At 72.6% G+C, this 21,678-nt stretch carries 23 protein-coding genes; 10 read left to right on the top strand and 13 right to left on the bottom strand.

Annotation, left to right across the window (positions count from 1 at the left end; genetic code table 11):
* Positions 1–26 precede the first annotated feature (26 nt).
* Both ACZ4D5_RS07585 and thpD read left to right on the top strand, forming a co-directional pair.
* Positions 27–431: an ectoine synthase gene (locus ACZ4D5_RS07585; protein WP_355818633.1), complete on the top strand. Its 405-nt coding sequence runs from the start codon at positions 27–29 to the stop codon at positions 429–431.
* Between the two features lie 63 nt (positions 432–494).
* Positions 495–1,394, top strand: a complete 900-nt coding sequence (thpD, locus tag ACZ4D5_RS07580) for an ectoine hydroxylase (RefSeq protein WP_467771376.1) — start codon at positions 495–497, stop codon at positions 1,392–1,394.
* Between the two features lie 64 nt (positions 1,395–1,458).
* Here the strand turns inward: thpD and ACZ4D5_RS07575 are convergent, their stop codons facing one another.
* Entirely contained in the window at positions 1,459–2,520 is a 1,062-nt protein-coding gene (locus ACZ4D5_RS07575) for an alkene reductase (protein WP_467771375.1), read from the bottom strand.
* A 122-nt stretch (positions 2,521–2,642) separates the two neighbouring features.
* On the opposite strand from ACZ4D5_RS07575, the gene ACZ4D5_RS07570 reads away from it, so the two are divergent.
* Positions 2,643–3,173, top strand: a complete 531-nt coding sequence (locus ACZ4D5_RS07570; protein ID WP_467771374.1) for a MarR family winged helix-turn-helix transcriptional regulator — start codon at positions 2,643–2,645, stop codon at positions 3,171–3,173.
* 37 nt (positions 3,174–3,210) lie between these two features.
* Here the strand turns inward: ACZ4D5_RS07570 and ACZ4D5_RS07565 are convergent, their stop codons facing one another.
* From ACZ4D5_RS07565 to ACZ4D5_RS07530, 8 genes are all read right to left on the bottom strand, one after another.
* Positions 3,211–4,563 carry a cytochrome P450 gene (locus ACZ4D5_RS07565; RefSeq protein ID WP_467771373.1) on the bottom strand — a complete coding sequence of 451 codons (1,353 nt, stop codon included), beginning with the start codon at positions 4,561–4,563 and terminating at the stop codon, positions 3,211–3,213.
* 6 nt (positions 4,564–4,569) lie between these two features.
* Positions 4,570–5,607: a terpene synthase family protein gene (locus ACZ4D5_RS07560; protein ID WP_467771372.1), complete on the bottom strand. Its 1,038-nt coding sequence runs from the start codon at positions 5,605–5,607 to the stop codon at positions 4,570–4,572.
* 54 nt (positions 5,608–5,661) lie between these two features.
* Positions 5,662–6,420 (bottom strand): polyprenyl diphosphate synthase, encoded by a 759-nt coding sequence (uppS, locus tag ACZ4D5_RS07555; RefSeq protein WP_467771371.1) that lies wholly within the window; start codon positions 6,418–6,420, stop codon positions 5,662–5,664.
* A 511-nt stretch (positions 6,421–6,931) separates the two neighbouring features.
* Entirely contained in the window at positions 6,932–7,957 is a 1,026-nt protein-coding gene (locus ACZ4D5_RS07550; protein ID WP_467771370.1) for a maleylpyruvate isomerase family mycothiol-dependent enzyme, read from the bottom strand.
* A gap of 82 nt (positions 7,958–8,039) precedes the next feature.
* The gene (locus ACZ4D5_RS07545) at positions 8,040–8,591 is read right to left on the bottom strand and encodes a sigma-70 family RNA polymerase sigma factor (RefSeq protein WP_467771508.1); all 552 of its coding nucleotides are present in this window, start codon (positions 8,589–8,591) and stop codon (positions 8,040–8,042) included.
* A 172-nt stretch (positions 8,592–8,763) separates the two neighbouring features.
* A complete protein-coding gene (locus ACZ4D5_RS07540) occupies positions 8,764–9,822 on the bottom strand; it encodes an aminotransferase class V-fold PLP-dependent enzyme (protein ID WP_467771507.1) in 1,059 nt (352 codons plus the stop codon).
* A 31-nt stretch (positions 9,823–9,853) separates the two neighbouring features.
* A complete protein-coding gene (locus ACZ4D5_RS07535) occupies positions 9,854–10,570 on the bottom strand; it encodes a DsbA family oxidoreductase (protein ID WP_467771369.1) in 717 nt (238 codons plus the stop codon).
* 112 nt (positions 10,571–10,682) lie between these two features.
* Entirely contained in the window at positions 10,683–11,081 is a 399-nt protein-coding gene (locus tag ACZ4D5_RS07530; RefSeq protein WP_467771368.1) for a winged helix-turn-helix transcriptional regulator, read from the bottom strand.
* A 63-nt stretch (positions 11,082–11,144) separates the two neighbouring features.
* On the opposite strand from ACZ4D5_RS07530, the gene ACZ4D5_RS07525 reads away from it, so the two are divergent.
* Positions 11,145–12,260, top strand: a complete 1,116-nt coding sequence (locus tag ACZ4D5_RS07525) for a Gfo/Idh/MocA family protein (protein ID WP_467771367.1) — start codon at positions 11,145–11,147, stop codon at positions 12,258–12,260.
* Here the strand turns inward: ACZ4D5_RS07525 and ACZ4D5_RS07520 are convergent.
* Together ACZ4D5_RS07520 and ACZ4D5_RS07515 are read right to left on the bottom strand one after the other, a co-directional pair.
* Positions 12,257–12,865: a DUF1349 domain-containing protein gene (locus tag ACZ4D5_RS07520; protein WP_467771366.1), complete on the bottom strand. Its 609-nt coding sequence runs from the start codon at positions 12,863–12,865 to the stop codon at positions 12,257–12,259. The two genes, ACZ4D5_RS07525 and ACZ4D5_RS07520, sit on opposite strands and share 4 nt — an antisense overlap.
* Positions 12,866–12,949: 84 nt before the next feature.
* Positions 12,950–14,497, bottom strand: a complete 1,548-nt coding sequence (locus ACZ4D5_RS07515; protein WP_467771365.1) for an aldehyde dehydrogenase (NADP(+)) — start codon at positions 14,495–14,497, stop codon at positions 12,950–12,952.
* A 167-nt stretch (positions 14,498–14,664) separates the two neighbouring features.
* On the opposite strand from ACZ4D5_RS07515, the gene ACZ4D5_RS07510 reads away from it, so the two are divergent.
* From ACZ4D5_RS07510 to ACZ4D5_RS07485, 6 genes are all read left to right on the top strand, one after another.
* Positions 14,665–15,438, top strand: coding sequence for an IclR family transcriptional regulator (locus ACZ4D5_RS07510; RefSeq protein WP_467771364.1), 774 nt, complete (start codon positions 14,665–14,667; stop codon positions 15,436–15,438).
* Between the two features lie 3 nt (positions 15,439–15,441).
* Positions 15,442–15,918 carry a GNAT family N-acetyltransferase gene (locus ACZ4D5_RS07505; RefSeq protein ID WP_467771363.1) on the top strand — a complete coding sequence of 159 codons (477 nt, stop codon included), beginning with the start codon at positions 15,442–15,444 and terminating at the stop codon, positions 15,916–15,918.
* A gap of 115 nt (positions 15,919–16,033) precedes the next feature.
* Positions 16,034–17,059 carry a hypothetical protein gene (locus tag ACZ4D5_RS07500; RefSeq protein ID WP_467771362.1) on the top strand — a complete coding sequence of 342 codons (1,026 nt, stop codon included), beginning with the start codon at positions 16,034–16,036 and terminating at the stop codon, positions 17,057–17,059.
* Positions 17,056–18,312 carry a sensor histidine kinase gene (locus tag ACZ4D5_RS07495; RefSeq protein ID WP_467771361.1) on the top strand — a complete coding sequence of 419 codons (1,257 nt, stop codon included), beginning with the start codon at positions 17,056–17,058 and terminating at the stop codon, positions 18,310–18,312. Before ACZ4D5_RS07500 ends, ACZ4D5_RS07495 begins: the two co-directional genes overlap by 4 nt.
* Positions 18,309–18,968, top strand: coding sequence for a response regulator transcription factor (locus ACZ4D5_RS07490; RefSeq protein WP_467771360.1), 660 nt, complete (start codon positions 18,309–18,311; stop codon positions 18,966–18,968). The genes ACZ4D5_RS07495 and ACZ4D5_RS07490 overlap by 4 nt, the downstream gene beginning before the upstream one ends.
* 128 nt (positions 18,969–19,096) lie before the next feature.
* Complete coding sequence (locus ACZ4D5_RS07485; RefSeq protein ID WP_467771359.1) at positions 19,097–20,545, top strand: peptidoglycan D,D-transpeptidase FtsI family protein; 1,449 nt, start codon at positions 19,097–19,099, stop codon at positions 20,543–20,545.
* A 6-nt stretch (positions 20,546–20,551) separates the two neighbouring features.
* On the opposite strand, the gene ACZ4D5_RS07480 is transcribed toward ACZ4D5_RS07485, so the two are convergent.
* Both ACZ4D5_RS07480 and ACZ4D5_RS07475 read right to left on the bottom strand, forming a co-directional pair.
* Complete coding sequence (locus ACZ4D5_RS07480; protein WP_467771358.1) at positions 20,552–21,313, bottom strand: hypothetical protein; 762 nt, start codon at positions 21,311–21,313, stop codon at positions 20,552–20,554.
* A complete protein-coding gene (locus ACZ4D5_RS07475; protein ID WP_467771357.1) occupies positions 21,310–21,651 on the bottom strand; it encodes a PadR family transcriptional regulator in 342 nt (113 codons plus the stop codon). The genes ACZ4D5_RS07480 and ACZ4D5_RS07475 overlap by 4 nt, the downstream gene beginning before the upstream one ends.
* Between the last annotated feature and the right edge of the window lie 27 nt (positions 21,652–21,678).

Below are 21,678 nucleotides of genomic sequence, written 5' to 3'. Positions count from 1 at the left end.
CGTAAGAGAAAAGGAACCGACTCACCGTGATCGTCCGTTCGTTCAAGGACATTGAAGGCACCGACCGGCATGTGAAGGCCGCATCGGGTACCTGGGAGAGCAAGCGCATCGTCCTCGCCAAGGAGCGCGTGGGATTCTCGCTGCACGAGACCATCCTGTACGCCGGGACGGAGACGTCCATGTGGTACGCCAACCACATCGAGGCCGTCGTCTGCACCAAGGGCGAGGCCGAGCTCACCGACGACACGACCGGCGAGAAGTACACGATCACGCCCGGCACCATGTACCTGCTCGACGGGCACGAGAAGCACACCATGCGGATCAAGGAAGACTTCCACTGCCTGTGTGTCTTCAACCCGCCCGTCACGGGCCGCGAGGACCACGACGAGAACGGCGTGTACCCGCTGCTCACGGAGCCGGACGCCGGCTGATCACCCGCTGATCGCCGACTGCATCCCGCACAGGGCCGTACGAGAGGAGAGGCAGGCAACACCATGACCACCGCACCCGAACGCACCACTGACCTGTACCCGACCCGAGGCGCCGAGGAGGTGCTCATCGAACGCAAGGACCCCGTGGTGTGGTCCGAGCCGGGCGCCGAGGGGCCGATCGGGGCCGGGGATCTGGCGGGGTTCGAGCGGGACGGTTTCCTGGCCATCGACCAGCTGATCACCCCGGACGAAGTGGCCGTCTACCACGGTGAGTTGGAGCGGCTGATCAATGATCCCGTGATGCGGGAGGACGAGCGCTCCATCGTGGAGCCGCGTTCCCAGGAGATCCGGTCGATCTTCGAGGTGCACCGGATCAGCGAGGTCTTCGCGAAACTGGCGGCGGACCCGCGCGTGGTGGGCCGGGCCCGGCAGATCCTCGGCTCGGACGTCTACGTCCACCAGTCGCGGATCAACGTGAAGCCCGGCTTCGGCGCCTCCGGCTTCTACTGGCACTCGGACTTCGAGACCTGGCACGCGGAGGACGGCCTGCCGAACATGCGGACCGTCTCGGTGTCGATCGCGCTGACGAAGAACCACGACACCAACGGCGGCCTCATGATCATGCCGGGGTCGCACAAGACGTTCCTCGGCTGTGCGGGCGCGACGCCGAAGGACAACTACAAGCGGTCGCTGCAGATGCAGGACGCGGGCATCCCGTCGAACGAGACGCTCACGCACCTCGCGTCGGACTACGGCATCCGCCTGTTCACCGGCGAGGCGGGCTCGGCCACCTGGTTCGACTGCAACGCCATGCACGGCTCGGGCGACAACATCACCCCGTACCCGCGCTCGAACGTCTTCATCGTGTTCAACAGCGTGGAGAACGCCGCGGTGGAGCCGTTCGCGGCGCCGGTGCGGCGCCCGGAGTACATCGGGGCGCGGGACTTCACCCCGGTCAGGTGAGGTGACGCGGACGCACGGCGGCCCGGCACCCCTCGGGGGTGCCGGGCCGCCGTGCGTCGCCGGGTCAGCGCGTCGGGTAGTCGGTGTAGCCCTTCTCGGTGCCGCCGTAGAAGGTCGACTGGTCGGGGGTGTTGTACGGACCCCCGGTCTTCAGGCGGGCGGGCAGGTCGGGGTTGGCGAGGAACAGCGCGCCGAAGGCGATGACGTCCGCGGTGCCGTCCTCGATCAGGGCGAGCGCTTCGTGGCCGGTGGGGCCCTCGGTCCGCGGGTTCAGGACGAACGTGCCGCCGAAGTCCTGGCGCAGCCGGGTGGAGAGCTCGCGGATGTCGCCGACCTCCATGACGTGCAGGTACGCGAGGTCGAGCGCGGCCAGCTCCTTGACCAGGGCGGTGTACGTCGGCTCCGGGTCGGGCTCGGAGATGTCGTTGAAGGGGTTTCCGGGCGAGATGCGGAAGCCGGTGCGGGCGGCGCCGATCTCCGCGGTGACGGCCTTGGCCACCTCGACGGCGAAGCGGATGCGGTTCTCGACGGAGCCGCCCCACTCGTCGGTGCGCTGGTTGGAGCCAGGGGCGAGGAACTGGTGGATCAGGTAGCCGTTGGCGCCGTGCAGCTCGACCCCGTCGAAGCCCGCGTCGATCGCGTTGCGGGCGGCGGTGACGAAGTCGCCGATGGTGGCGCGGACCTCGGAGCCGGTCAGCTCGCGCGGGGTGACGAAGTCCTTGGGGCCCTCGGCGGTGTAGACCTGACCCTTGGCCGCGACGGGCGACGCCCCTACGTTGACCAGGCCCTCGGGGAGCAGCGTGGGGTGGCCGATGCGGCCCGTGTGCATGATCTGGGCGAAGATCCGGCCGCCCGCCGCGTGCACGGCGTCGGTGACCTTGCGCCAGGCGGCGACCTGCTCCGCGCTGTGCAGGCCCGGGGTGTCCGGGTATCCCTGGCCGACCACAGAAGGCTGGATGCCCTCGGTGATGATCAGGCCCGCGGAGGCGCGCTGGGCGTAGTACTCGGCGGTCAGATCCGTGGCGACACCGCCCTCACCTGCGCGGCTTCGCGTCATGGGGGCCATGGCGATGCGGTTGCCGAGCTGGGTTCCGGACAGGTCGATCGATTCGAAAGCGGTGGTCATCAGGACTCCCGGACGGAATTTATGTGGTCGGCCAATGAAGTGCGCCGGATGCCACTGTAACCCATTCCTTGGCCGACCAAGGTAATCTTCTGGAAGACGTCCGCTACCAGCAGGAGCTCGTGATGAAGGCCGACACCGCACAGGCCGCCCCCGTCGACCCCGTCTGTAGGCCCGGGGCGTCCGGCGTCGCCGAGGCGGGGCCGGTCAGCCTCGCCGTCAGCCGGGTGGCGCGGCTGCACCGCATCGCCGCGGGCAAGCTGCTGAAGGGGCTCGGCCTCTACCCCGGCCAGGAGTTCGTGATGATGCACCTGTGGGACGCGGGCCCGGTGCGGCAGTCCGAGCTGATCAAGGCGGTCGACCTGGACCCCTCGACGGTCACGAAGATGCTGCAGCGCCTGGAGCAGGCCGGGCACGTGCGCCGCCGCCCGGACCCGGCCGACCGGCGGGCGGTCCTGGTCGAGGCCAGCAACGCGAGCTGCGGGCTGTTGGCCCAGGTGGAGCGTGCCTGGGGCGAGTTGGAGGGGCATACGCTCGCCGGGCTCGACGAGAGCGAGCGCGCGGACCTCGCCAGGCTCCTCGCCAAGGTCGAGGCGAACCTCTGCACGGAGACGGCGGACTGCCCGGAGCGACTGGGCCGGGCCGCCCGGCTCTGACGTCCGGCCGGCCCGGCCCTGCGCCCCCCCCCTGTCCTCAGTCCGCGCGGCTCCGGGGCTCCACTCGCATGTCCAGGGTGCGGGGCCGCAGCGCCAACCCCAGGGCAGGACGGACCCGTTGGTGGCCGGGCCGGTGCTCCAGGCGCCAGCGGGCGGTGATGGTCGCGAGGGCGAGGACGGCCTCGGTCATGCCGAAGGTGTCGCCGATGCATTTGCGGGCGCCGGAGGCGAAGGGGAGGAGCGCGTGGCGGGGTGGCTGGGGGCGCTTCGGATCCCAGCGGTCGGGGTCGAAGGCCTCGGGGTCGTCGTAGAGGTCCGGCCGGTGGTGGATGAGGTAGGGGCTGTAGAGCACGCTGCTCCCGGCGGGCAGCAGGTGCCCGCCCAGGCGGGTGTCGGCGGTGACGGTGCGTGTGAAGATCCAGCCCGGCGGGCGGAGCCGGAGGGTCTCGGTGATGATCCGGTGCGTGAGCTCCAGGCGGGGCAGGTCGTCGTGGGTGGCCGTGGCACCGTCCAGGACGGCGTCGACCTCGGCGTGCAGCCGCCGCTCGATCCCGGGGTGCCGGGCCAGCAGGTCGAGGGCCCAGGCCAGGAGCGCGGCCGTGGTCTCCGTACCGGCCAGGAAGAAGGTGACGACCGTGTCGCTGATCTCCGCGTCGGTCATGCCGTGCCGGTCGTCCTCGGGGTCGTGGGCCACGATCAGGGCGGAGAGCAGGTCGTCGTGGTCGACGCCCTCGGCGCGGCGCCGGGCGACGATCTGGTCGAAGGCGTCGCGCAGCCGGGTGCGCGCACGCACATGGGAGCGGTTGCCCGGGGTGGGCAGCCGGTCCAGCGGCGGGACCATGAGCATGCGCTGGTAGAAGCCGTCGAAGAAGGTCTTCACGTCGTCGAGGACCGGACCGAGTTCACCGGGAGGCAGCGCGCCGGAGAACAGGGTGGCGGCCGTGATCTTCGACGTGATGGTCATCATCTCGGTGGGTACGTCCAGGACCTGCCCGGCACGCCAGGTCCCGGTCACGTCCTCGACGCAGGCGCCCATGGCCTTCGCGTATCCGGGGAAGCGTGCCGGGTGGAAGGCGGGCTGGGCCAGTCGGCGCAGCCGTCGGTGCGCGCTGTACGGACAGCTGGCGAGGCCGTCGTCGCCCACGACCTCCCGTACGCGGTCGAAGATCGGGCCGCCTTTGTCGAAGACGCGGTCGTCGACCAGGGCCTGCCGGGTCAGCTCCGGGTCACAGATCATCACCAGCGTGAAGGGACCCACGTGGATGCGGACGAGTTCCCCGTGCGCGGGAAGGGAGTTGATGAACCCCAGCGGATTCCGCAGCATCGGGATCAGATGGCCGACGAGGGGAAGCGCCCTGGGGGCGGCGGGGACGGAACGCGGGCTCGTCATGGCCGCTCACTCCCCGACCGGGCAGGAACGCGGCGCGGGCACGTGGGCGTCGGTGTTCCGCAGGCCGTAGCGCGGCGTCTCCAGTGACCACGTGTAGACGGAGTCGACCCAGTGGAAGATCGCCTGGGCGTGCCTCCTGACCGCGACGGGCAGGGAGGTGTCCGCGCAGATCGAGGCAACGGTGTTGGCGTTCTCGTACCGCATGGCCGCGTTGAGGGCGAGCGCGCAGGAGAAGGCCGCGTCCACGGAGATCCCGTACTCCTGGCACAGGACGCCGATCAGGCTGAGCCTCTCGCCCGACTCTGCGGCCACATGGCAACTGTGCAGGTCGTTGTCGAGACCGACGAGGAGACTTCCCTGCTTCATGAGCTGGAGCAGCGGTTCGGGAAGCCTCTCACCGGGCCCCGTGAGGCCCGGTTGAAGCCGCTGTATCCACATGCCGAGGACGATCCCCGCCGTCCGCGTCCTGTGCCTCAGGTACCGGTCCAGGCTGGGGAGGGGTTCCCCGCTCTCCCACCCCTGCCGAGCCGTGTACTCGTGCAGGAACCCCAGCAGCAGGTCCGTGAAACCGGCGATGAGTTCGGCCCCTCCCGCCGCGACGACGTCGTCGCGGAGGCTGGCCAGCGGCCTGAGGATGTCCGGCCCGCCGGACGGCGCACGCCCCTTCTCCAGGGTTTCCCTCACGGGCTCCACGAGATGACCGACCGGCCGATCACCGCCCAGGTCGACGGTGTTCAGCCAGAACAGGATCATCTGCAGCTTGGCCAGGGGGAACAGCACGTTCCACGGGGCTTGCGGGGCGAAGAGCCCGACCAGGTGCCCGGGGGTCGCCTGGGCCGTGATCCTGATGTGCTCCTCGCTCATTCCCAGGTCCGCCGCCCAGGCGAGAACGGCGGCCTCCAGCTGGTCGGTCCGGGGGTGCGCGGGGTAGGTCTCACGTCCCTTTCCCAGGTGGAAGAGCAGCCAGGGTTTGAGGGGGCGGTAGGAACCGGGGATGTCGGCCGTCGCCTTGGGGTCGGGGAACAGAAGAGGCCTCTGGAGCATGCGGGGAGTTCCTTCCTGCTCTACTTGCCGAAACGTCTCCACTTTCCGGGACGTCTACTTGCCGAAGCGCCGCTGGCGGTTGCCGTAGAAGGCCAGGGCGCGGTGCAGATCGGACTGGGTGAAGTCGGGCCACAGGACAGGGCAGAAATAGAGCTCGGAGAGGGCCGCCTGCCAGAGCATGAATCCGGAGAGGCGCTGTTCACCGGAGGTGCGGACCACCAGGTCCGGGTCGGGCAGTCCACTGGTGGACAGCGCCTGGGCGAACGACCTCTCGGACACGGAGAAGCCGGCGGACGTGACCGCCTGGCGGGCCACGAGGCGCGCTGCGGCGAGGATGTCCTGCCGGCCGCTGTAGCCGACCGCGAAGTTGATCTGCGGGCCGTGGTTGCGACGGGTGGTGGTCTCCGCCTCGCGCAGCACGGCCGCCACGGAGCCGGGAAGCAGCCGAGGGTCCCCGAGGTGGCGCATGCGCCAGTGTCCGGCCGACGCCAGCCGGCCGGTCAGTTCGCAGATGATGTCCAGGAGTTTGTGGAGCTCGGCCGCGGAGCGGTTGAGGTTGTCCGTCGAGAGCAGCCACCACGTGGTGGTCTCTATGCCCACGGCCTCGCACCAGTGAACGGCCCGGCAGACGTTGTCGGCGCCCTTCTTGTGGCCGTGCTCGACGGGGTGGCCGTGGGCCTGTGCCCAGCGGCGGTTGCCGTCCACGATGAACGCGACGTGACGTGGCCCTCCGCCCGGGCCGGGAGAGCTCTGCGTGCCGTTCGGAACGGCCAGGTCCGTCGGGGTGGGGAGGTCACGCGGAGGAGTACTCATCGGGCACTTCCTTATCGCCGGGGAGCAGGGCAGGCACGGCAGCTCAACGAGCGAGGAAATGGGCGGGGTCGGTGGACATGCCGCGAGCGGGCAGGCCCGGACGAGAGGCGAACTCACTCTGTCGGTGCGGAAGTTGCGGAGGAGCACGTCGGCGGCGGCCTGCCCTGAAGAGACTGGTCCGCCGCGCCGGGCTTGCAAAGGCGCGTCCGGGGGCGCTTGACGCGCGCACGCCCCAATTGGCGGGCGCCACGGCTCCTGACGAGGGCGTTCGAGGCGCCCGGCGAAGCGCGGCGTCCTCTTCGCACGGCCCGCGCCCCGGCCCGCCCGTAGGCCGCGATCAGCGGAGGGTGATCATGCCGCCCGGCCGTACCCGCGCGGGATCCGAGTACTGCCCCCTGCCTATCGCATCGGGGTGGCCGGCCGCCGCGAAACGCCGATGCCCGTGCCCGGCCGCGCGAAAGTCCCGCCACGACCCACGTGACTGTGGTAAGGGCACCACGAGTAGCTGTAGCTACAGCCAGGCCAGCGATGCCGCCCGGGTCAGCACCCCCTGCGCGGCGGACGCGTCGCCCGCCGTGCCGCGCGGCACCTCTTCCGGTGTGCGGCGGCCGCCCATCAGCAGGCAGAAGTCCACGGGATCCAGGACGAGTTCGGCCCGTACGGGCTCGTCGGCGCTGCCCAGCACCCACTCGGTCTCGCCGCCGTCCCCTGCGACGGTGAGCGCGACGGGCGGCGCCTGCGTGCCGAGGGCCCGGCCGAGGATGCGTACGGCGAGGCGCACGAGCTGCCACAGGTGCGGGGAGGGCGGCGGGGGCACGACGCACTCAAGGGCCCTGCCGATGTCGTCGGCGTGCACCCAGGTCTCGAAGGCGCGGGCCAGGAAGTGGTCGGCGACGGGGAGGCGCGCACCCATCAACGTGGTGGCTCGGGCGGCCAGTTCGGCATGGTGGGCGGCGGGGGCGGAGAGCAGCCCGGCGGCCTGGGCGCGCCATGTGGCGAGGGTCTGCGCCGGGGCGCGGCGCCGCTCGTGACGGATCACTTCCTTGGTGCGCGCCTCCCACGCCACCCGCCACGGCAAGCCGTCCGGGGCGCGCGAGGTGGGCACGCGCGTGTGCAGGCCGAGGCGCAGGGCGAGCGGCTCGTCGGCGGCGATCAGATGGGCGACGGTGTCGTGCACGTCCCAGTCGTGCACGACGGGGGTCCCCCAGGGGCCGTTCTCGTCCAACTCCCCCAGGAGCGCCTGGAGTCCGGCGACCGCGGCGGCGTAGGGCGCGGCGTGCGGGGCGGTGCGCAGGGCGGGGGCGCGGGTGCGCAGGGCGAGGGAGAGCCCGTGCGCTCCCGGGTGCCTGCCCGGCACTCCGTCGGGCACGGCGGGCCCGTCCAGATGCCGCACGGTGGCCCGCAGCCGGGCGGCCTCGGCGGCACACCCCGCGCAGTCCGCCAGATGCCGCCCGACGAGCTCTTCGTCGCCCGCCATGAGAGCCCCCACGGCCCAGGCCCCGAGCAGCTCTCGGACCGCTTCGTGGTTGGTGGTCACGACACCCCGCCCTCCTGGCCCGGCACACCGCGGGGCGTCACCAGAGCGCACCGTTCGTCGTCACGGGAGGTGCCCTTCGTCGTCACGGGAGTTCGCCTCTCAGAGGGGGGTCCGCCAGGGTTTCCGCCAGGGCGCGCAGGGCCGTTCTCAGGCGGGTTTTCGCGGTGCCCTCGGGGATGCCGAGCTCCACCGCGGCCTGGCGGTAGCTGCGGCCCGCGAAGTAGGCCAGGTGCACCACCTGCCGTTGGGGCAGCGGGAGCCGGGCCAGGGCCGAGTGCAGGAGCAGGGAGCGCTCCTGCTCCAGGACCGCCTCGTCGGGGGACGGGCCCGGGGCCGGTACCGTCCGCAGGGCCACCTCGTCGGCATGGACCGCCTTGCGGTGCCGCTCCTCGCCGCGCACCCAGTCCACCGCGCGCCGGTGCGCGAGCATGGAGAGCCAGGTGCGCAGGCTGCCGCGGCGTACGTCGAAGGCGTACGGCCTGGTCCACAGGTGGGCGAAGACCTCCTGCGCCACGTCCTCGGCGGCGGCGTGGCTGCGGGTGACGCGCACCGCGACGCGGTGCACCAGCGTGCCGTACGCCGCGTAGGCCTCGGCCAGGGCCGCCTCGTCGCCGTAGACGAGACGGCGGTGCAGGTCGGCGTCGGCCGGCGGCCTGTCGGGGCCGTCCGGCGCGCCCGGCGCACTCCGCGCGCCCGGCCGGTCCTGCTCGTCTGACCTGTCGGCGAACGGCTCCACCGGCACCACCACCTCGCGCGGCCACCTCGTCCTGCCAAGCCTGGCGCCCCGGGGGCCACCGCGCCAGGCCTCAGCCGGACAGCGCGTCGAGGAGCCGGTCCACGTCCGCCTCCGTGTTGTACAGGTGGAACGTGGCGCGCAGGTGTCCCGCCCGCGCCGCCACGCGGATGCCCGCGCGGTGCAACTCCGGCTCGCGGTCGCCGAGTCCGGGCACCGAGACGATGGGCGAGGTCCCCGGCACCGGGGCGTGCCCGAGCGCGGCGAGGCCCGCGCGGTAGCGGGCGGCGAGCGCGGTGTCGTGGGCGTGGATCGCCTCGATGCCCAGCTCCTCGACGAGGGGCAGCGCGGCCGCGGCCCCGTGGTAGGCGAGGAAGGCGGTCGGCTCGTCGAACCTGCGGGCGTCCGGGGCGAGTTCACCGATCGGGCCGTACGTCGAGTGCCAGCTGTCGGCCGCGGCGAGCCAGCCGCCGTGCAGCGGCACCAGGGAGTCCTGCGCCGCCTCGCCCACCGTCAGGAAGGACGTGCCGCGCGGGCAGAGCAGCCATTTGAAGGCGCCGGTCACGGTGTAGTCGTACGCGCCCGCGTCCAACGGCAGCCAGCCCGCCGACTGCGTGGCGTCGGCGAGGGTGCGCGCGCCGACGGCCGCGGCGGCCGCGCGGATCGCCGCGCAGTCGGCGGTGCGGCCGTCCGCGGACTGCACGGTGGAGAACGCGACCAGCGCGGTCTCCGGCCGGACCGCGTCGGCGAGCCCCTCCAGCGGCGCGTACCGCAGCTTCAGGTCGCCGCGCAGCACGAAGGGGTTGAGCAGGGACGAGAAGTCCCCTTCGGGGAACAGGACTTCGGCGCCCGCGGGGACGGACGCCGCGATCAGCCCGACGTGCACGGCGACCGAACTCCCGGTCGCCACCCGCGAGGAGTCCACGCCGACGAGCCGCGCGAAGGCGTCGCGCGCCTCCTCGGTCTTCCCGAAGTCGCCCGAGCCGCCGCGCTCCCCCGTGCCGAGCTCCGCCGCCAGGGCCCGCACCGCCTCGACGGCGCGGCGCGGCAGCAGACCGCAGCTCGCGGTGTTGAGGTACGTCGTCGTCGGCGCGAACTCGCCGCCGCGGCCGCTGTGGTCCCCGATCCCCATGAAGGTCATGGGGATCAACCTAGGCGGCGGATCAGGCCTGCGGAACCGCGCAGCCGTCGGGCCCGCACACCTCGCCGCCGTCGGCCTGCGCGAGGGTGGTCAGCGGCGAGCGCTCGCCCCACGCCTGCTCGAGGGCCTGTGTGAAGACCTCGGCGGGCTGGGCGCCGGAGACGCCGTACTTGCGGTCGAGGACGAAGAACGGCACGCCGTTGGCGCCCAGTTCGGCGGCCTCGCGCTCGTCGGCGCGCACCGCGTCGGCGTACCTGTCGGGGTCGGCGAGGACGGCCCGCACCTCGTCCGCGTCGAGGCCGGCCTCGACGGCGAGCTCCACGACGCGCTCGTCGCCGGTGAAGACGGACCGCTCCTCGGCGAAGTTCGCGCGGTAGAGCAGACCGATCAGCTCGTCCTGCCTGCCCTGCTCCCTGGCGAAGTGCAGCAGGCGGTGCATGTCGAAGGTGTTGCCGTGGTCACGGCCCTCGGTGAGGTAGGCGAGGCCCTCGGCGGCGGCGTTCTCACCGAGCCGCCGCTCGCCCTCGCGGGCCTGCTCCTCGGTCATGCCGTACTTCTGCATGAGCATCGGGATCACCAGGCCGGTGTCGCCCTTGGCACGGGTGGGGTCCAGCTCGAAGGAGCGGTGCACGACCTCGACGCCGTCGCGGTGCGGGAAGGCGGCGAGGGCCTTCTCGAAGCGGGCCTTGCCCACGTAGCACCAGGGGCAGGCGATGTCGCTCCAGATCTCGACGCGCATGTGTGGCTCTTTCCAGGTCGTACGTACGAAGCAGTCGGTGCGGAGGGTGCCTCCGCTCAGTCCGTCAACGCACGGGCAAAGCGGCTCATTCCCCGACAGCCCATTCCTCCGCTCATGGGCCCGCTCCCTGCCCCGTCCCCTCCCCCGCCGTGAACTTTCCCGCGTTCGCCCTGATCCAGGTCCGCAGGTGGGCCAGGGGCTCCAGGGCGCCCCGCCCGAGCTCGGTCAGCCCGTATTCGACGCGGGGCGGCACCTCGGCGTAGACCGTGCGTACGACCAGGCCGTTCTCCTCCAGGCGGCGCAGGGTCTGGGTGAGCACCTTGGGGCTGACTCCCTCCAGCTGGCGGCGGAGCTCGCCGAAGCGGCGCGGGCCGTCCTCCAGAGCGGTGATGGCGAGGCCCGTCCACTTGTTGACGAGGAGCTCGAAGACCGCGCGGCCCGGGCAGAGCAGGCCGTAGATGTCGTGCCGGCTGAGGGTGTCGTGGCTGCCTTCACGGATCTGACCAGTCATGGTTTCCAGAATATAGTTATGCCCCTTGCGGGTGATCAGGGAGCGCCTCCTACTGTCCCGATCATGAACTCCACCGCATCCCCCGTCCGTGTCGGCCTCATCGGCCTCTCCGCCCGCGGCGGCTGGGCATCCCAGTCCCACGTCCCCGCGCTGACCCGCCTCAAGGGGTACGAGCTGCGCGCCCTGTCCGCGTCGAGCGACGCCTCCGCGCGGGCCGCGGGCGAGACGTACGGGGTACCGCTGGCCTTCGGCTCCACCGAGGAGCTCGTCCGCAGCGACGAGGTCGACCTCGTCGTGGTGAGCGTGCGGGTGCCGCTGCACCGCGAGGTCGTCCTGGCCGCGCTCGGCGAGGGCAAGGCAGTGCTCTCCGAGTGGCCGCTCGGCAACGGCCTCGCCGAGGCCGAGGAGCTCGCGGCGGCCGCCGAGCGGGCCGGCGTGCGGACGTTCGCCGGGCTGCAGGCCCGCTCGGCGCCCGCCGTGCGGTTCATCCGCGACCTCGTCGCCGACGGCTACGTGGGCGAGGTCCTCTCCAGCAGCCTCGTCGCGTCCGGGCGGCGCTGGGGTCCCGTCTTCGAGCCGTCCGGGGAGTACCTCCTGGACAGGCGGAACGGCGGGACCATGCTGACGATCCCCTTCGGGCACACCGTCGACGCCGTCACCATGGCGCTCGGCGAGTTCACCGAGGTCTCCTCGACCCTGGCCACCCGGCGCCCCGTCGTGCACGAGGAGGGCACGGGCCGCCCGGCCGCCATGACCGTCCACGACCAGATCGCGGTGAGCGGACGGCTGGCGTCGGGAGCCGTCGTCTCGGCGCACTTCCGGGCCGGTCTCTCGCGGGGCACGGACTTCCACTGGGAGATCAACGGCACCGACGGCGACCTGGTGGTCACCGGGGACTCCGGACATCTGCAGCAGGCCGCGCTCACCGTGCGGGGCGGCCGGGGCACCGCCACGGGGGTGTCCGAACTCCCGCTCCCCGCGCGCTACTTCGAGGTGCCTGAACTCGACGACGTACGCGGGCTCCCCTCGTACAACGTAGGAGCGCAGTACGCCCAGGTGCTCGCCGACCTCACCCGAGGCAGCGCGCTCGCACCGGACTTCGGGCACGCCGTCCGGCGCCAGCGGCTGCTCGACGCCATCGAGCGGTCGGCCGCCACGGGTACCCGCGTCACGCTCTAGGAGCCGTCCCGCAGCCCCTGCGGCCAGTTGGGGCGGAACTCGATGTTCTCGTACGTCACCACGCAGCCCTCCCCCACGGGGGACTGCGCCATGAAGCCGACGAGCGCCGCGCCCGCCGACTCCTCGTCGCCGAGCGAGAAGATCCGCACGAAGGTCCAGTGCCTGCCGTCGGTCGAGGCGTGGAACGCGAAAGCGGTACCCGTACGGCTGATGCGCAGCCAGGCGCTGCTGCCGTCCACCACGAAGGCGTTGGCGTCGTCGGAGCGGCCGCGGGTGACGACCGTGCAGATCGTGGGCTCGTCCGGGGAGCGCTCCAGGCACAGCTTGGCCCACTCCCGCTCGCCCACGTGCAGATAGAGCACGCCCGCGTCGAAGGCGGCGGCGAAGCCCACCGTGACACGGGCGATCAGCTGGAAGTCGCCCTCGGGCGCGCCGAGCAGGCGGGGCGCGTCGGATGCGGGCTCCAGCGCCTCGCCCGTCGGCGGCACGAAGCGGTCCTGGCGGGCGCCCGCCCAGCCGGTGAGCACGCCGTCCTCGTGCGACCAGTGGCCGTCCGGGCCGTAGGTGCGCAGCGGAAAGGGCAGTTGGGGGATGGTGACGTCCATGGCGTCAGTGTTCCAGGCGCCCGGCCCCTCAGTTCTGCGGGCTCCCTTGTTGCCGCTCAGCCCTCCGGGTTCCCCTGTTCCCGCTCAGCCCTCCGGGTTCCCCTGTTGAAGCCGCCCGTCGTAACGCCGCGGCAGGCCCAGCGGGTTGGCGTCGCGCAGCTCGGGCGGGAGCAGCGCCTCAGGGGTGTTCTGGTACGCGACGGGGCGCAGCCAGCGCTCGACGGCCGTGCCGCCCACCGAGGTCGAGGTCGACGTGGTCGCGGGGTAGGGGCCGCCGTGGTGCTGGGCGGGGGCGACGGCGACGCCGGTGGGCCAGCCGTCGACCAGGACGCGCCCGGCGAGCGGGGTGAGTTCGGCGAGCAGTTCGGCGCCCCTGCCGCTCTCCCCCGCCGCCTCGGCGGACGACAGCTGGACGGTGGCGGTGAGGTTGCCGGGCAGGCGCGCGAGGACGGCGGTGATCTCCGCCTCGTCGGCGTAGCGGGCGACGACGGTGACCGGGCCGAAGCACTCCTCGAGGAGCAGGTCGTGGGCCCCTTCGCTCGCCAGGCGGGCGGCCGGGACGGTCAGGAAGCCCGCGCTGACGGTGTGCTCGCCGCCCGCGCCGGGGGTCACCGGGCTCTCCACGTCCGGGAGTTCGGCGCGCTCGCGCACCCCCGCGACGAAGTTGTCCCGCATGCGGTGGTCGAGGAGCACCCCGGCCTCGGTGTCGCTGACCGCCTCGGTCAGGGACTTCACGAGCCGGTCGCCGCCCGCGCCCTCGGGGGCCAGGACCAGTCCGGGCTTGACGCAGAACTGGCCGACGCCGAGCGTCATCGAGCCGGCGAGTCCGGTGCCGATCTGCTCGCCGCGCTCGGCGGCCGCGGCCTCGGTGACGACGACGGGGTTGAGGGAACCGAGCTCGCCGTGGAAGGGGATCGGCACGGGCCGGGCGGCCGCCGCGTCGAAGAGGGCGCGCCCGCCGCGGACCGAGCCGGTGAAGCCGGCACCGGACACCAGTGGGTGCCGCACCAACGCGACGCCCGCGTCGAAGCCGTGCACCAGGCCGACGACGGCGTCGGGGACGCCGTGCCGGGCGGCCGCCCGGCGCAGCACCGAGGCGACCAGTTCGGAGGTGGCCGGGTGGTCGGGGTGGGCCTTGACCACGACGGGGCAGCCCGCGGCGAGCGCGCTCGCGGTGTCGCCGCCGGGCACGGAGAAGGCGAACGGGAAGTTGGACGCGGCGTAGACGGCGACGACGCCCAGCGGGATCTTGTAGCGGCGCAGGTCGGGGACGGGCGGTGTGGCGGCGGCGTCGGGGTGGTCGATGACGACGCCGAGGAAGGCGCCCTCGTCGACGATGTCCGCGAAGGACCGCAACTGGTAGCAGGTGCGGGCGAGTTCACCGGTGAGCCGGACGGGGCCGAGCGCGGTCTCCGCGTCGGCCGCCTCCACCAGGTGGCCCTTCGCCTCTTCCAGGAGGTCGGCCGCGGTGCGCAGGAAGGCGGCGCGTACGGCGCGGTCGGCGAGCGCGGCGACGGCGTCCCGCGCGGCGCGGACCGCGTGGTCGACCTCATCGGCTGTGGCCTCCACCGCAACCTGCTCGCGCTGCTTCCCGGTTCGGGGGTCGACACTCCAGACTGGTGCTGCTGCCACCGCGGATTCCCTTTCCAGAGGTACTGCCGGGTCTTGCCGGGTCTTGTCGAGTCCTGCCGGACAGACGTCACTCATCAGGGCCGTTCGATATATTGAACGTCGTCTCCACTGGTGAATGAGCGGGGACTTCGGAGACTATTTCTCGGCGATCTAAGGGGTCAAGGGCGATGTCGGCTGGCGAGACCGGAGGCGGTGCGCAGGTCAAGTCCGCGGTGCGGACGGTGGAATTGCTCGAGTACTTCGCGGGCCGCCCCGGCATGCACTCCCTGGCCGCGGTCCAGGAGGCCGTCGGCTACCCCAAGTCGAGCCTCTACATGCTGCTGCGCACCCTGGTCGAACTGGGCTGGGTCGAGACGGACGCGACCGGCACGCGGTACGGCATCGGCGTACGCGCCCTGCTCGTCGGCACCTCGTACATCGACGGCGACGAGGTCGTGGCCGCCGCGCGGCCGACCCTGGACCGGCTCTCCGACGACACCACGGAGACCATCCACCTCGCCCGCCTCGACGGCACGAACGTGGTCTACCTGGCCACCCGCCAGTCGCAGCACTATCTGCGCCCCTTCACGCGCGTCGGCCGCCGGCTGCCCGCGCACTCCACCTCACTGGGCAAGGCGCTGCTCGCCACGCACACCGACGAGCAGGTCCGCAAGCTGCTGCCGCAGACGCTGCCCGCGCTCACCGAGAACACCATCACCGACCGCGAGAAGCTCATCGAGGAGCTGCACGCGGTGCGCGAGCAGGGCTTCGCGGTGGACCGCGAGGAGAACACGCTCGGGCTGCGCTGCTTCGGCGTCGCGATCCCCTACCGCACCCCGGCGCGGGACGCGATCAGCTGCTCGGTGCCGGTGGCGCGGCTCACGCCCGCGCACGAACAGATGGTGAAGGACGCGCTGTTCGACGCGCGGGACCGACTGACACTGGCAACTCGTAGGCTCTGACGCATGGATGTCAGCCTGCGCGAAGTGCACGACAGCGATCTGCCCGTCTTCTTCCGGCAGTTGAACGACCCCGAGTCCGGCCACATGGCCGCCTTCACGCCCGAGGACCCGGCCGACCGGGACCACTTCGACGCACACTGGGCCAAGATGCGCGCCTCCGACACCGTCGACGTCCGCACGGTCCTCGCCGACGGCGACGTGGTGGGCAACGCCGCGGTGTACGGCGAGCCGGGCGAGCGCGAGGTCACGTACTGGATCGACCGCGCGTACTGGGGCCGGGGCCTGGCCACCGCCGCCCTGCGCGAGCTCCTCGCGCTGATCCCGGAGCGCCCGCTGTACGCCCGCGCGGCCGCGGACAACGCGGCCTCGCTGCGGGTCCTGGAGAAGTGCGGCTTCCGTGAGTCCGCGCGGGACCGGGGCTTCGCGCCCGCGCGCGGGGCGGAGATCGACGAAGTGGTGCTGGTCCTGACCGGCACCTGAGCCGGCCTGCACACCCCGGCTCCACCCGCCCGCGCCGGACGCCTCCGCCGCGCGGCGGAGGCGGATCGTCGCGACGCAGGAGGTGCGGCGAGCGCCGCGACGGGAGCGTGGAGGCATGACGCAGACACTGTCCCCCTCCCCGTCGGCCGCGCGCGGCGGCCCCGCGCCCGAGGCGCCGCCCGCCCTCAGCAGCACCCGGCGGGCCCTGCGGCTCATCGCCGAGCTCGCCTGCGCCCCGTATCTCGCGCTCAAGGTCGCCTGGATCTGCGGGAGCCACATCGGGATCCCCGAGGGCAGCCCGCTCCTCGACCACCGCGCGCTGATGGCGTTCGCCAACGGCCTGACCCTCCTGATGGACGCCACCGTCGTCGTGCTCGTGCTGCTCCTGACCCGGCCGTGGGGCCTGCGGGCCCCGGCCTGGCTACTCGCGGTGCCGATGTGGATCGCCACGGGACTCCTGACGCCGATCATGGCCGGGTTCCCGCTGCAGCTGGCGCTCACGGCGTTCGGCGCCGGGGACCGGGGCCCCTCGAAGGGCGGCGCGGCCGAACCGTTCCTCGACGACTGGGTCTTCGGCGTCGTGTACAGCGGCTTCATCCTCCAGGGCATCGCGCTCGGCTCCCTCTTCGCGCTGTACGCACGGGACCGCTGGGGCCACCTGTGGCGTGGGCGGGTCCGGGACCTGCCCCGCTCCGCCGCCCGCGGGCCACGGGCCGCCGCGGTCGCCGCCGCGCTGCTCGCGCTCGTCCCCGTCACGGTGCACGCGCTGTGGGCGGCGGGATCCACCGTCGGCCTGGCCCCGGGCCGGGCCGAAAGCCGCACGGCCGGCTTCCACCTCCTTGAGGCCCTGGACGTGCTCTACCTCGTGGCCGCCGCCACGGGCGCCCTGGTGCTCGCCTTCCGGTGGCTGCCCGCGCTGCCGGTGAAGGCGCCGCTCGCGCTGGCCTGGGCGGGCTCGGGCGCGGTGGCCTGCTGGGGCGCCTGGCTCCTGTTCGCCTCGCTGCTCCGCCCCACCGACGACCTGGCCGACCGGCCCACCGCCCTGACGCTTCTGACCTACTCTGTGCAGATGATCATCGGGTTGCTCGTGGCCGCCGCGGGGGTGCGCTTCTTCAGGGAGCGGGCGGTGTCCTCGGCGTGAGAGCACTGGGCACGGCCCTGTTCGGGCGGCGGACGCGCCGCCGGTGGATCCATCTGATCCTCGGCGGTGCCCTCGCCATGCCGTACGTCTTCGTCGGCTCCGTGATCGTCGGGCCGCTGCTCGGCGACACCCGGTTCTTCGGCTCGATCACCGCCCAACTCAGCGCGTTCGCCGTCGGGTTGCCGCTCGCCGCGATCACCGCGCTGTTCCCGCTGACCCGGCCGATGTCGGTGGCCGCCGTGCGGGCGCTGTGCGCGGTGCCGGACGAGTCGCTCGCCGAGGGGCCCGCGCGGAGCAGGGCCGCGCGGGGGCGCACGGCCGCGTGGTTCACGCTGCACCTCGGTTTCGGCGGGGTCATCAGCGGGATGTCGCTCGCGCTGCCGCCGTTCGCGGCCTTCCTGATCGCGCTGCCGTTCTTCCCCGCGCTGCGGGACGACAGCACCCGGGCGCCCGCGTTCTTCCACGAGCCCTGGTGGCTCGCGCTCGCGCCGTTCCTGGGCCTCGCGGCGCTCGCGGCACTCGCGGCGTGCGCGGCCGCGGCGGGCGGACTGCTCGCGCGCTGGGCACCCGAGCTGCTCGGCCCGACACCGGCCGACCGGCTCGCGGCCGCCGAGCAGCGCGCCGCCGACCTCGCCGTCCGCAACCGCCTCGCGCGCGAACTGCACGACTCGGTGGGCCACGCGCTGAGCGCCGTCACGCTCCAGGCGAGCGCGGCACGGCGCGTCCTCGACCACGACCCGGAGTTCGTGCGCGAGGCGCTGGCCGCCATCGAGGACACCACGCGCCGCACGGTGGGTGAACTCGACGCGGTGCTCGGCGTGTTGAGGGAGGCCGACGACACCCGCTCCACGGCGCCCGCGCCGACCCTCGCCGCCGACCTGGACGGCCTGCTGCGCCGCACCGGGGCGGGCGGCCTGCGCGTGGCCGCCACCGTCGACATGGACCCGCAGGCGCTGCCCCCGCTGGTCTCCCGCGAGGCCTACCGCATCGTGCAGGAGGCCCTGAGCAACGCCCTGCGGCACGGCGGCGAGGACACCTCGGTCACCCTGCGCATCGCCTGCGAAGGCCCCGACCTGGCCGTCACCGCCGAGAACCCGCTGCCGCCCCACTCCCCCGGCACCCGGCCCGGCGGCGGCCACGGACTGCGCGGCATCGCGGACCGGGCCCGGCTCCTGGGCGGCACGGCGGACGCGGGCGCCGTGGACGGGACGTGGCGGCTGGACGTACGACTTCCTCTGAAGGGACAGGCATGACGGCGAACGGCATCAGGATCGTCCTCGCGGACGACGAGCGCATGGTGCGCACCGCGCTGCGCGCGATCCTCTCCGCCGAGGCGGGCATCGAGGTCGTCGGCGAGGCCGCGACCGGCGCCGAGGCGGTGTCCGTGGTGCGGGAGCTGCGGCCCGACGTGGTCCTGATGGACGTCCGCATGCCGGAGATCGACGGCATCCGCGCCACCGAGCAGATCCTGCAGACGATGCCGGAGCCGCCGCGCATCGTCGTCGTGACGACCTTCGAGAACGACGCGTACGTGTACGAGGCGCTGCGCGCCGGGGCCTCCGGGTTCCTCCTCAAACGGGCGGACGCCGACGAACTCGTCCAGGCGGTGCGCCTCGTCGCGCACAGCGACTCGCTGCTCTTCCCCTCGGCCGTGCGCGCCCTGGCCGCCGAGCACGGCAGGGCCAAGCCCGCGCCGCCCGCCTGGGTGGCCCGGCTCACCGGCCGCGAGAGCGAGGTGCTCCGGCTGATGGCCTGCGGCCTGACCAACGCGGAGATCGCCGGGCGGATGGGCGTGGGCGCGGCGACGGTGAAGACGCATGTGGCGTCCGTGCTCGCCAAGACGGGGGCGCGGGACCGTACGCAGGCGGTGATCGCGGCGTACGAGGCGGGGTTCATGGAGGCCGCCTGAGCCCCACCGGTGAGAGCACCTGGGCCCCGTCGCCGAGGCGCTCGCGGTTCATGAGGAGTTTCTGAGAAAACGGTCACAACCGGACCAGAAGGGAACGAAACCTTCGGCTCCGCTCGTCCTTTCGTGGGATGAACAAGACGATCAGGCACGCCTCGGTCTTCACGCTGGTACTCGTGCTCGCCCTGCTCGTGCGGGCGACGTGGGTGCAGTTCTACGACTCGAAGGCGCTCGCGGACGACAAGCTGAACCGGCGCAACGTGATCGAGCAGTACGCGAACCCGCTGGGCGACATCATCGTGGGCGGTGAGGCCATCACCGGCTCCGCGCGGACGAAAGGCGGCGACCTCGCGTACAAGCGCACCTACAAGAACGGCGACCTGTACTCGCCCGTGACGGGCTACAGCTCACAGGTGTACGGCGCCACGCAGCTGGAGGGCATCTACAAGGACGTCCTCGACGGCACCGACAACCGCCTGAAGAACCCGCTCGACACGGTCACCAACAAGCGGGCCGACCCCGGCGACGTCGTGACGACGATCGACCCGGCGGTGCAGAAGGCCGCGTACAAGGCGCTCGGCGACAAGAAGGGCGCCGCGGTCGCCGTCGACCCGAAGACCGGCAAGATCCTCGGCATGGTCTCGACGCCGTCGTACGACCCGTCGAAGATCAGCGGCTCCACGGACTCCAAGGCGTGGAAGCAGCTGAACGACGACAAGGACAAGCCGATGGTCAACCGCGCGCTGCGCCAGCCGCTGCCGCCCGGTTCGACGTTCAAGCTGGTCGTCGCGGCAGCGGCCCTGGAGGACGGGCTCTACGGCTCCGTCGATGCCGGAACGGACAGCCCGAACCCCTACACGCTGCCCGGCACGGCGACGGTCCTGAAGAACGAGAACCAGTCGGCGCCCTGCGAGAACGCGACGATCCGCACCGGCCTGCAGTACTCCTGCAACAACGTCTTCGCGAAGATGGCCGTCGACCTGGGCCAGGACAAGGTCAGGGCGATGGCGGAGAAGATGGGCTTCAACGCGGACAAGCTGGACGTACCGGTGCGCGCGTCCAAGAGCGTGTACCCCTCCGACATGGACAAGGCGCAGACGGGCCTCTCGGGCATCGGCCAGTTCGACGTGACGGCCACGCCGCTGCAGATGTCGATGGTCTCGGCGGCCATCGCCAACGGCGGTGAGCTGGCCAAGCCGCACATGGTCTCGCAGATCACCGACTCCAGCGGCAACGTCCTGGAGAAGTACGACGACGCCGAGTCCCAGCGGGTGATGAGCTCGTCCACCGCCGAGGGCCTGCAGTCCGCGATGCGGACGGTCGTGGAGAAGGGCACGGGGTCGAACGCGCAGATCGCCGGCGCGACGGTCGGCGGCAAGACGGGTACGGCGCAGCACGGCGAGAACAACAGCAAGACGCCGTACGCGTGGTTCACGTCGTACGCCAAGGGCAGTGACGGCAAGGAGGTCGCCGTCGCCGTGATGATCGAGTCCTCCAGCGCGGCGCGGGACGAGGTGAGCGGCAACGGCCTTGCCGCGCCCATCGCCAAGGCGATGATGGCCGCGGCGCTGAAGGGCTGAGGCCCCTCACCCGCGGCGGGTCTGCCACCGCTGGAGCACCCAGGCCAGCGCCACCACCGCGGCGGCGCCCACCAGCAGGCCGGCCACGAAGCCCAGGCCCGAGCCCGCGTCGCCGTCCTCCCCGGCCACCGAGGTGCCCACCGTGACGAGGGCCACGGCGAGGGCGGCGAGCAGCGCGTAGAACTTCCGGCTGAAGAAGCGGGAGCGCTCCGGTACCGGCGGCGTGGCGGACAGCTCCGCCGCCGGGCCGAGGCTCGCCGCCTTGGGCCGCTTGAACCACGCGTACACGATCCAGGTCCCGCACGCCTCCCACCCGTCGGGTGCCAGGCGCTCGTCCAGGCCCTCGCGTCCGCGCGTGACCAGCTCCCGCCGGTACTCCCAGCGCTGCGGCCGCTCGGTGTCGCGCCGGCTGACGAAGCGGCCGAGCGCGTCGACCCGCTCCACCTCCCAGCCCTGGTCGCCGAAGCGGTTCAGGAGCTCCTCGTCGACGTAGGTGTCGGCGGCCCAGCGCCATGTCTCCACGTCGGCGGCGGCCGGCGCCCGCGGTGCCCGCTCCCCCGTGGCGGGCACCAGCTGCCGGGCGAACTCCTCGACCGGGCCGAACTCCTCGGCCGGGTCGCCGCCCGCCTCGTCCAGGTGGGCGGACAGGTCCGCGACGGTCGCCTCGATCCGGTCGGCGGGCAGGCCGTGGGCCCGCAGCAGGTCGGCGAGGTCGAGGAGGTAACTGTCCTGCTCGTACCGCGCGTTCGTGGCGTCGACCGCGTTCATCGTGCCTCCACTCCTGCCTTCGACAGGACCTCTCGTACGGATGCGTCGAAGGCGAGCCACAGGCCGCCCTGTTCGCCGAGGGTCTCGCGGCCCTCGTCGGTGAGCCGGTAGTAGCGCCGCCCCGGCCCCTTCTCCGTGGCGCGGAACTCGGCGGCGACCAGGCCCGCCTCCTCCAGGCGGTTGAGCACGGGATAGAGCGTGCCGCCCTTGATCTGGCCGAAGCCCGCGGCACCGAGCAGCTTGGCGATCTCGTAACCGTAGCTCTCGCCGTCGGTGAGGCTGGCGAGCACGAGGAGGTCGAGTACGCCCTTGAACCAGCTGGCGCGGCGGTCGGTCACGGAGGATCGCCTTTCTTCGGGACGGTC

Source organism: Streptomyces sp. NPDC025651 (genome assembly GCF_055558735.1).
The sequence above is the reverse complement of the archived record's forward strand: the minus strand, read 5'-3'. Positions and strand labels throughout refer to the sequence as shown.

Coding starts and splice junctions, on each gene's coding strand:
- ACZ4D5_RS07505 (WP_467771363.1), top strand. CDS start 15,442: ATGGATGTCAGCCTGCGCGAAGTGCACGACAGCGATCTGCCCGTCTTC.
- ACZ4D5_RS07520 (WP_467771366.1), bottom strand. CDS start 12,865: ATGGACGTCACCATCCCCCAACTGCCCTTTCCGCTGCGCACCTACGGC.
- ACZ4D5_RS07535 (WP_467771369.1), bottom strand. CDS start 10,570: ATGCGCGTCGAGATCTGGAGCGACATCGCCTGCCCCTGGTGCTACGTG.
- ACZ4D5_RS07540 (WP_467771507.1), bottom strand. CDS start 9,822: ATGGGGATCGGGGACCACAGCGGCCGCGGCGGCGAGTTCGCGCCGACG.
- ACZ4D5_RS07570 (WP_467771374.1), top strand. CDS start 2,643: ATGAAGGCCGACACCGCACAGGCCGCCCCCGTCGACCCCGTCTGTAGG.
- ACZ4D5_RS07485 (WP_467771359.1), top strand. CDS start 19,097: ATGAACAAGACGATCAGGCACGCCTCGGTCTTCACGCTGGTACTCGTG.
- ACZ4D5_RS07530 (WP_467771368.1), bottom strand. CDS start 11,081: ATGACTGGTCAGATCCGTGAAGGCAGCCACGACACCCTCAGCCGGCAC.
- thpD (WP_467771376.1), top strand. CDS start 495: ATGACCACCGCACCCGAACGCACCACTGACCTGTACCCGACCCGAGGC.
- ACZ4D5_RS07510 (WP_467771364.1), top strand. CDS start 14,665: ATGTCGGCTGGCGAGACCGGAGGCGGTGCGCAGGTCAAGTCCGCGGTG.
- ACZ4D5_RS07560 (WP_467771372.1), bottom strand. CDS start 5,607: ATGCTCCAGAGGCCTCTTCTGTTCCCCGACCCCAAGGCGACGGCCGAC.
- ACZ4D5_RS07500 (WP_467771362.1), top strand. CDS start 16,034: ATGACGCAGACACTGTCCCCCTCCCCGTCGGCCGCGCGCGGCGGCCCC.
- ACZ4D5_RS07565 (WP_467771373.1), bottom strand. CDS start 4,563: ATGACGAGCCCGCGTTCCGTCCCCGCCGCCCCCAGGGCGCTTCCCCTC.
- ACZ4D5_RS07525 (WP_467771367.1), top strand. CDS start 11,145: ATGAACTCCACCGCATCCCCCGTCCGTGTCGGCCTCATCGGCCTCTCC.
- uppS (WP_467771371.1), bottom strand. CDS start 6,420: ATGAGTACTCCTCCGCGTGACCTCCCCACCCCGACGGACCTGGCCGTT.
- ACZ4D5_RS07490 (WP_467771360.1), top strand. CDS start 18,309: ATGACGGCGAACGGCATCAGGATCGTCCTCGCGGACGACGAGCGCATG.
- ACZ4D5_RS07480 (WP_467771358.1), bottom strand. CDS start 21,313: ATGAACGCGGTCGACGCCACGAACGCGCGGTACGAGCAGGACAGTTAC.
- ACZ4D5_RS07575 (WP_467771375.1), bottom strand. CDS start 2,520: ATGACCACCGCTTTCGAATCGATCGACCTGTCCGGAACCCAGCTCGGC.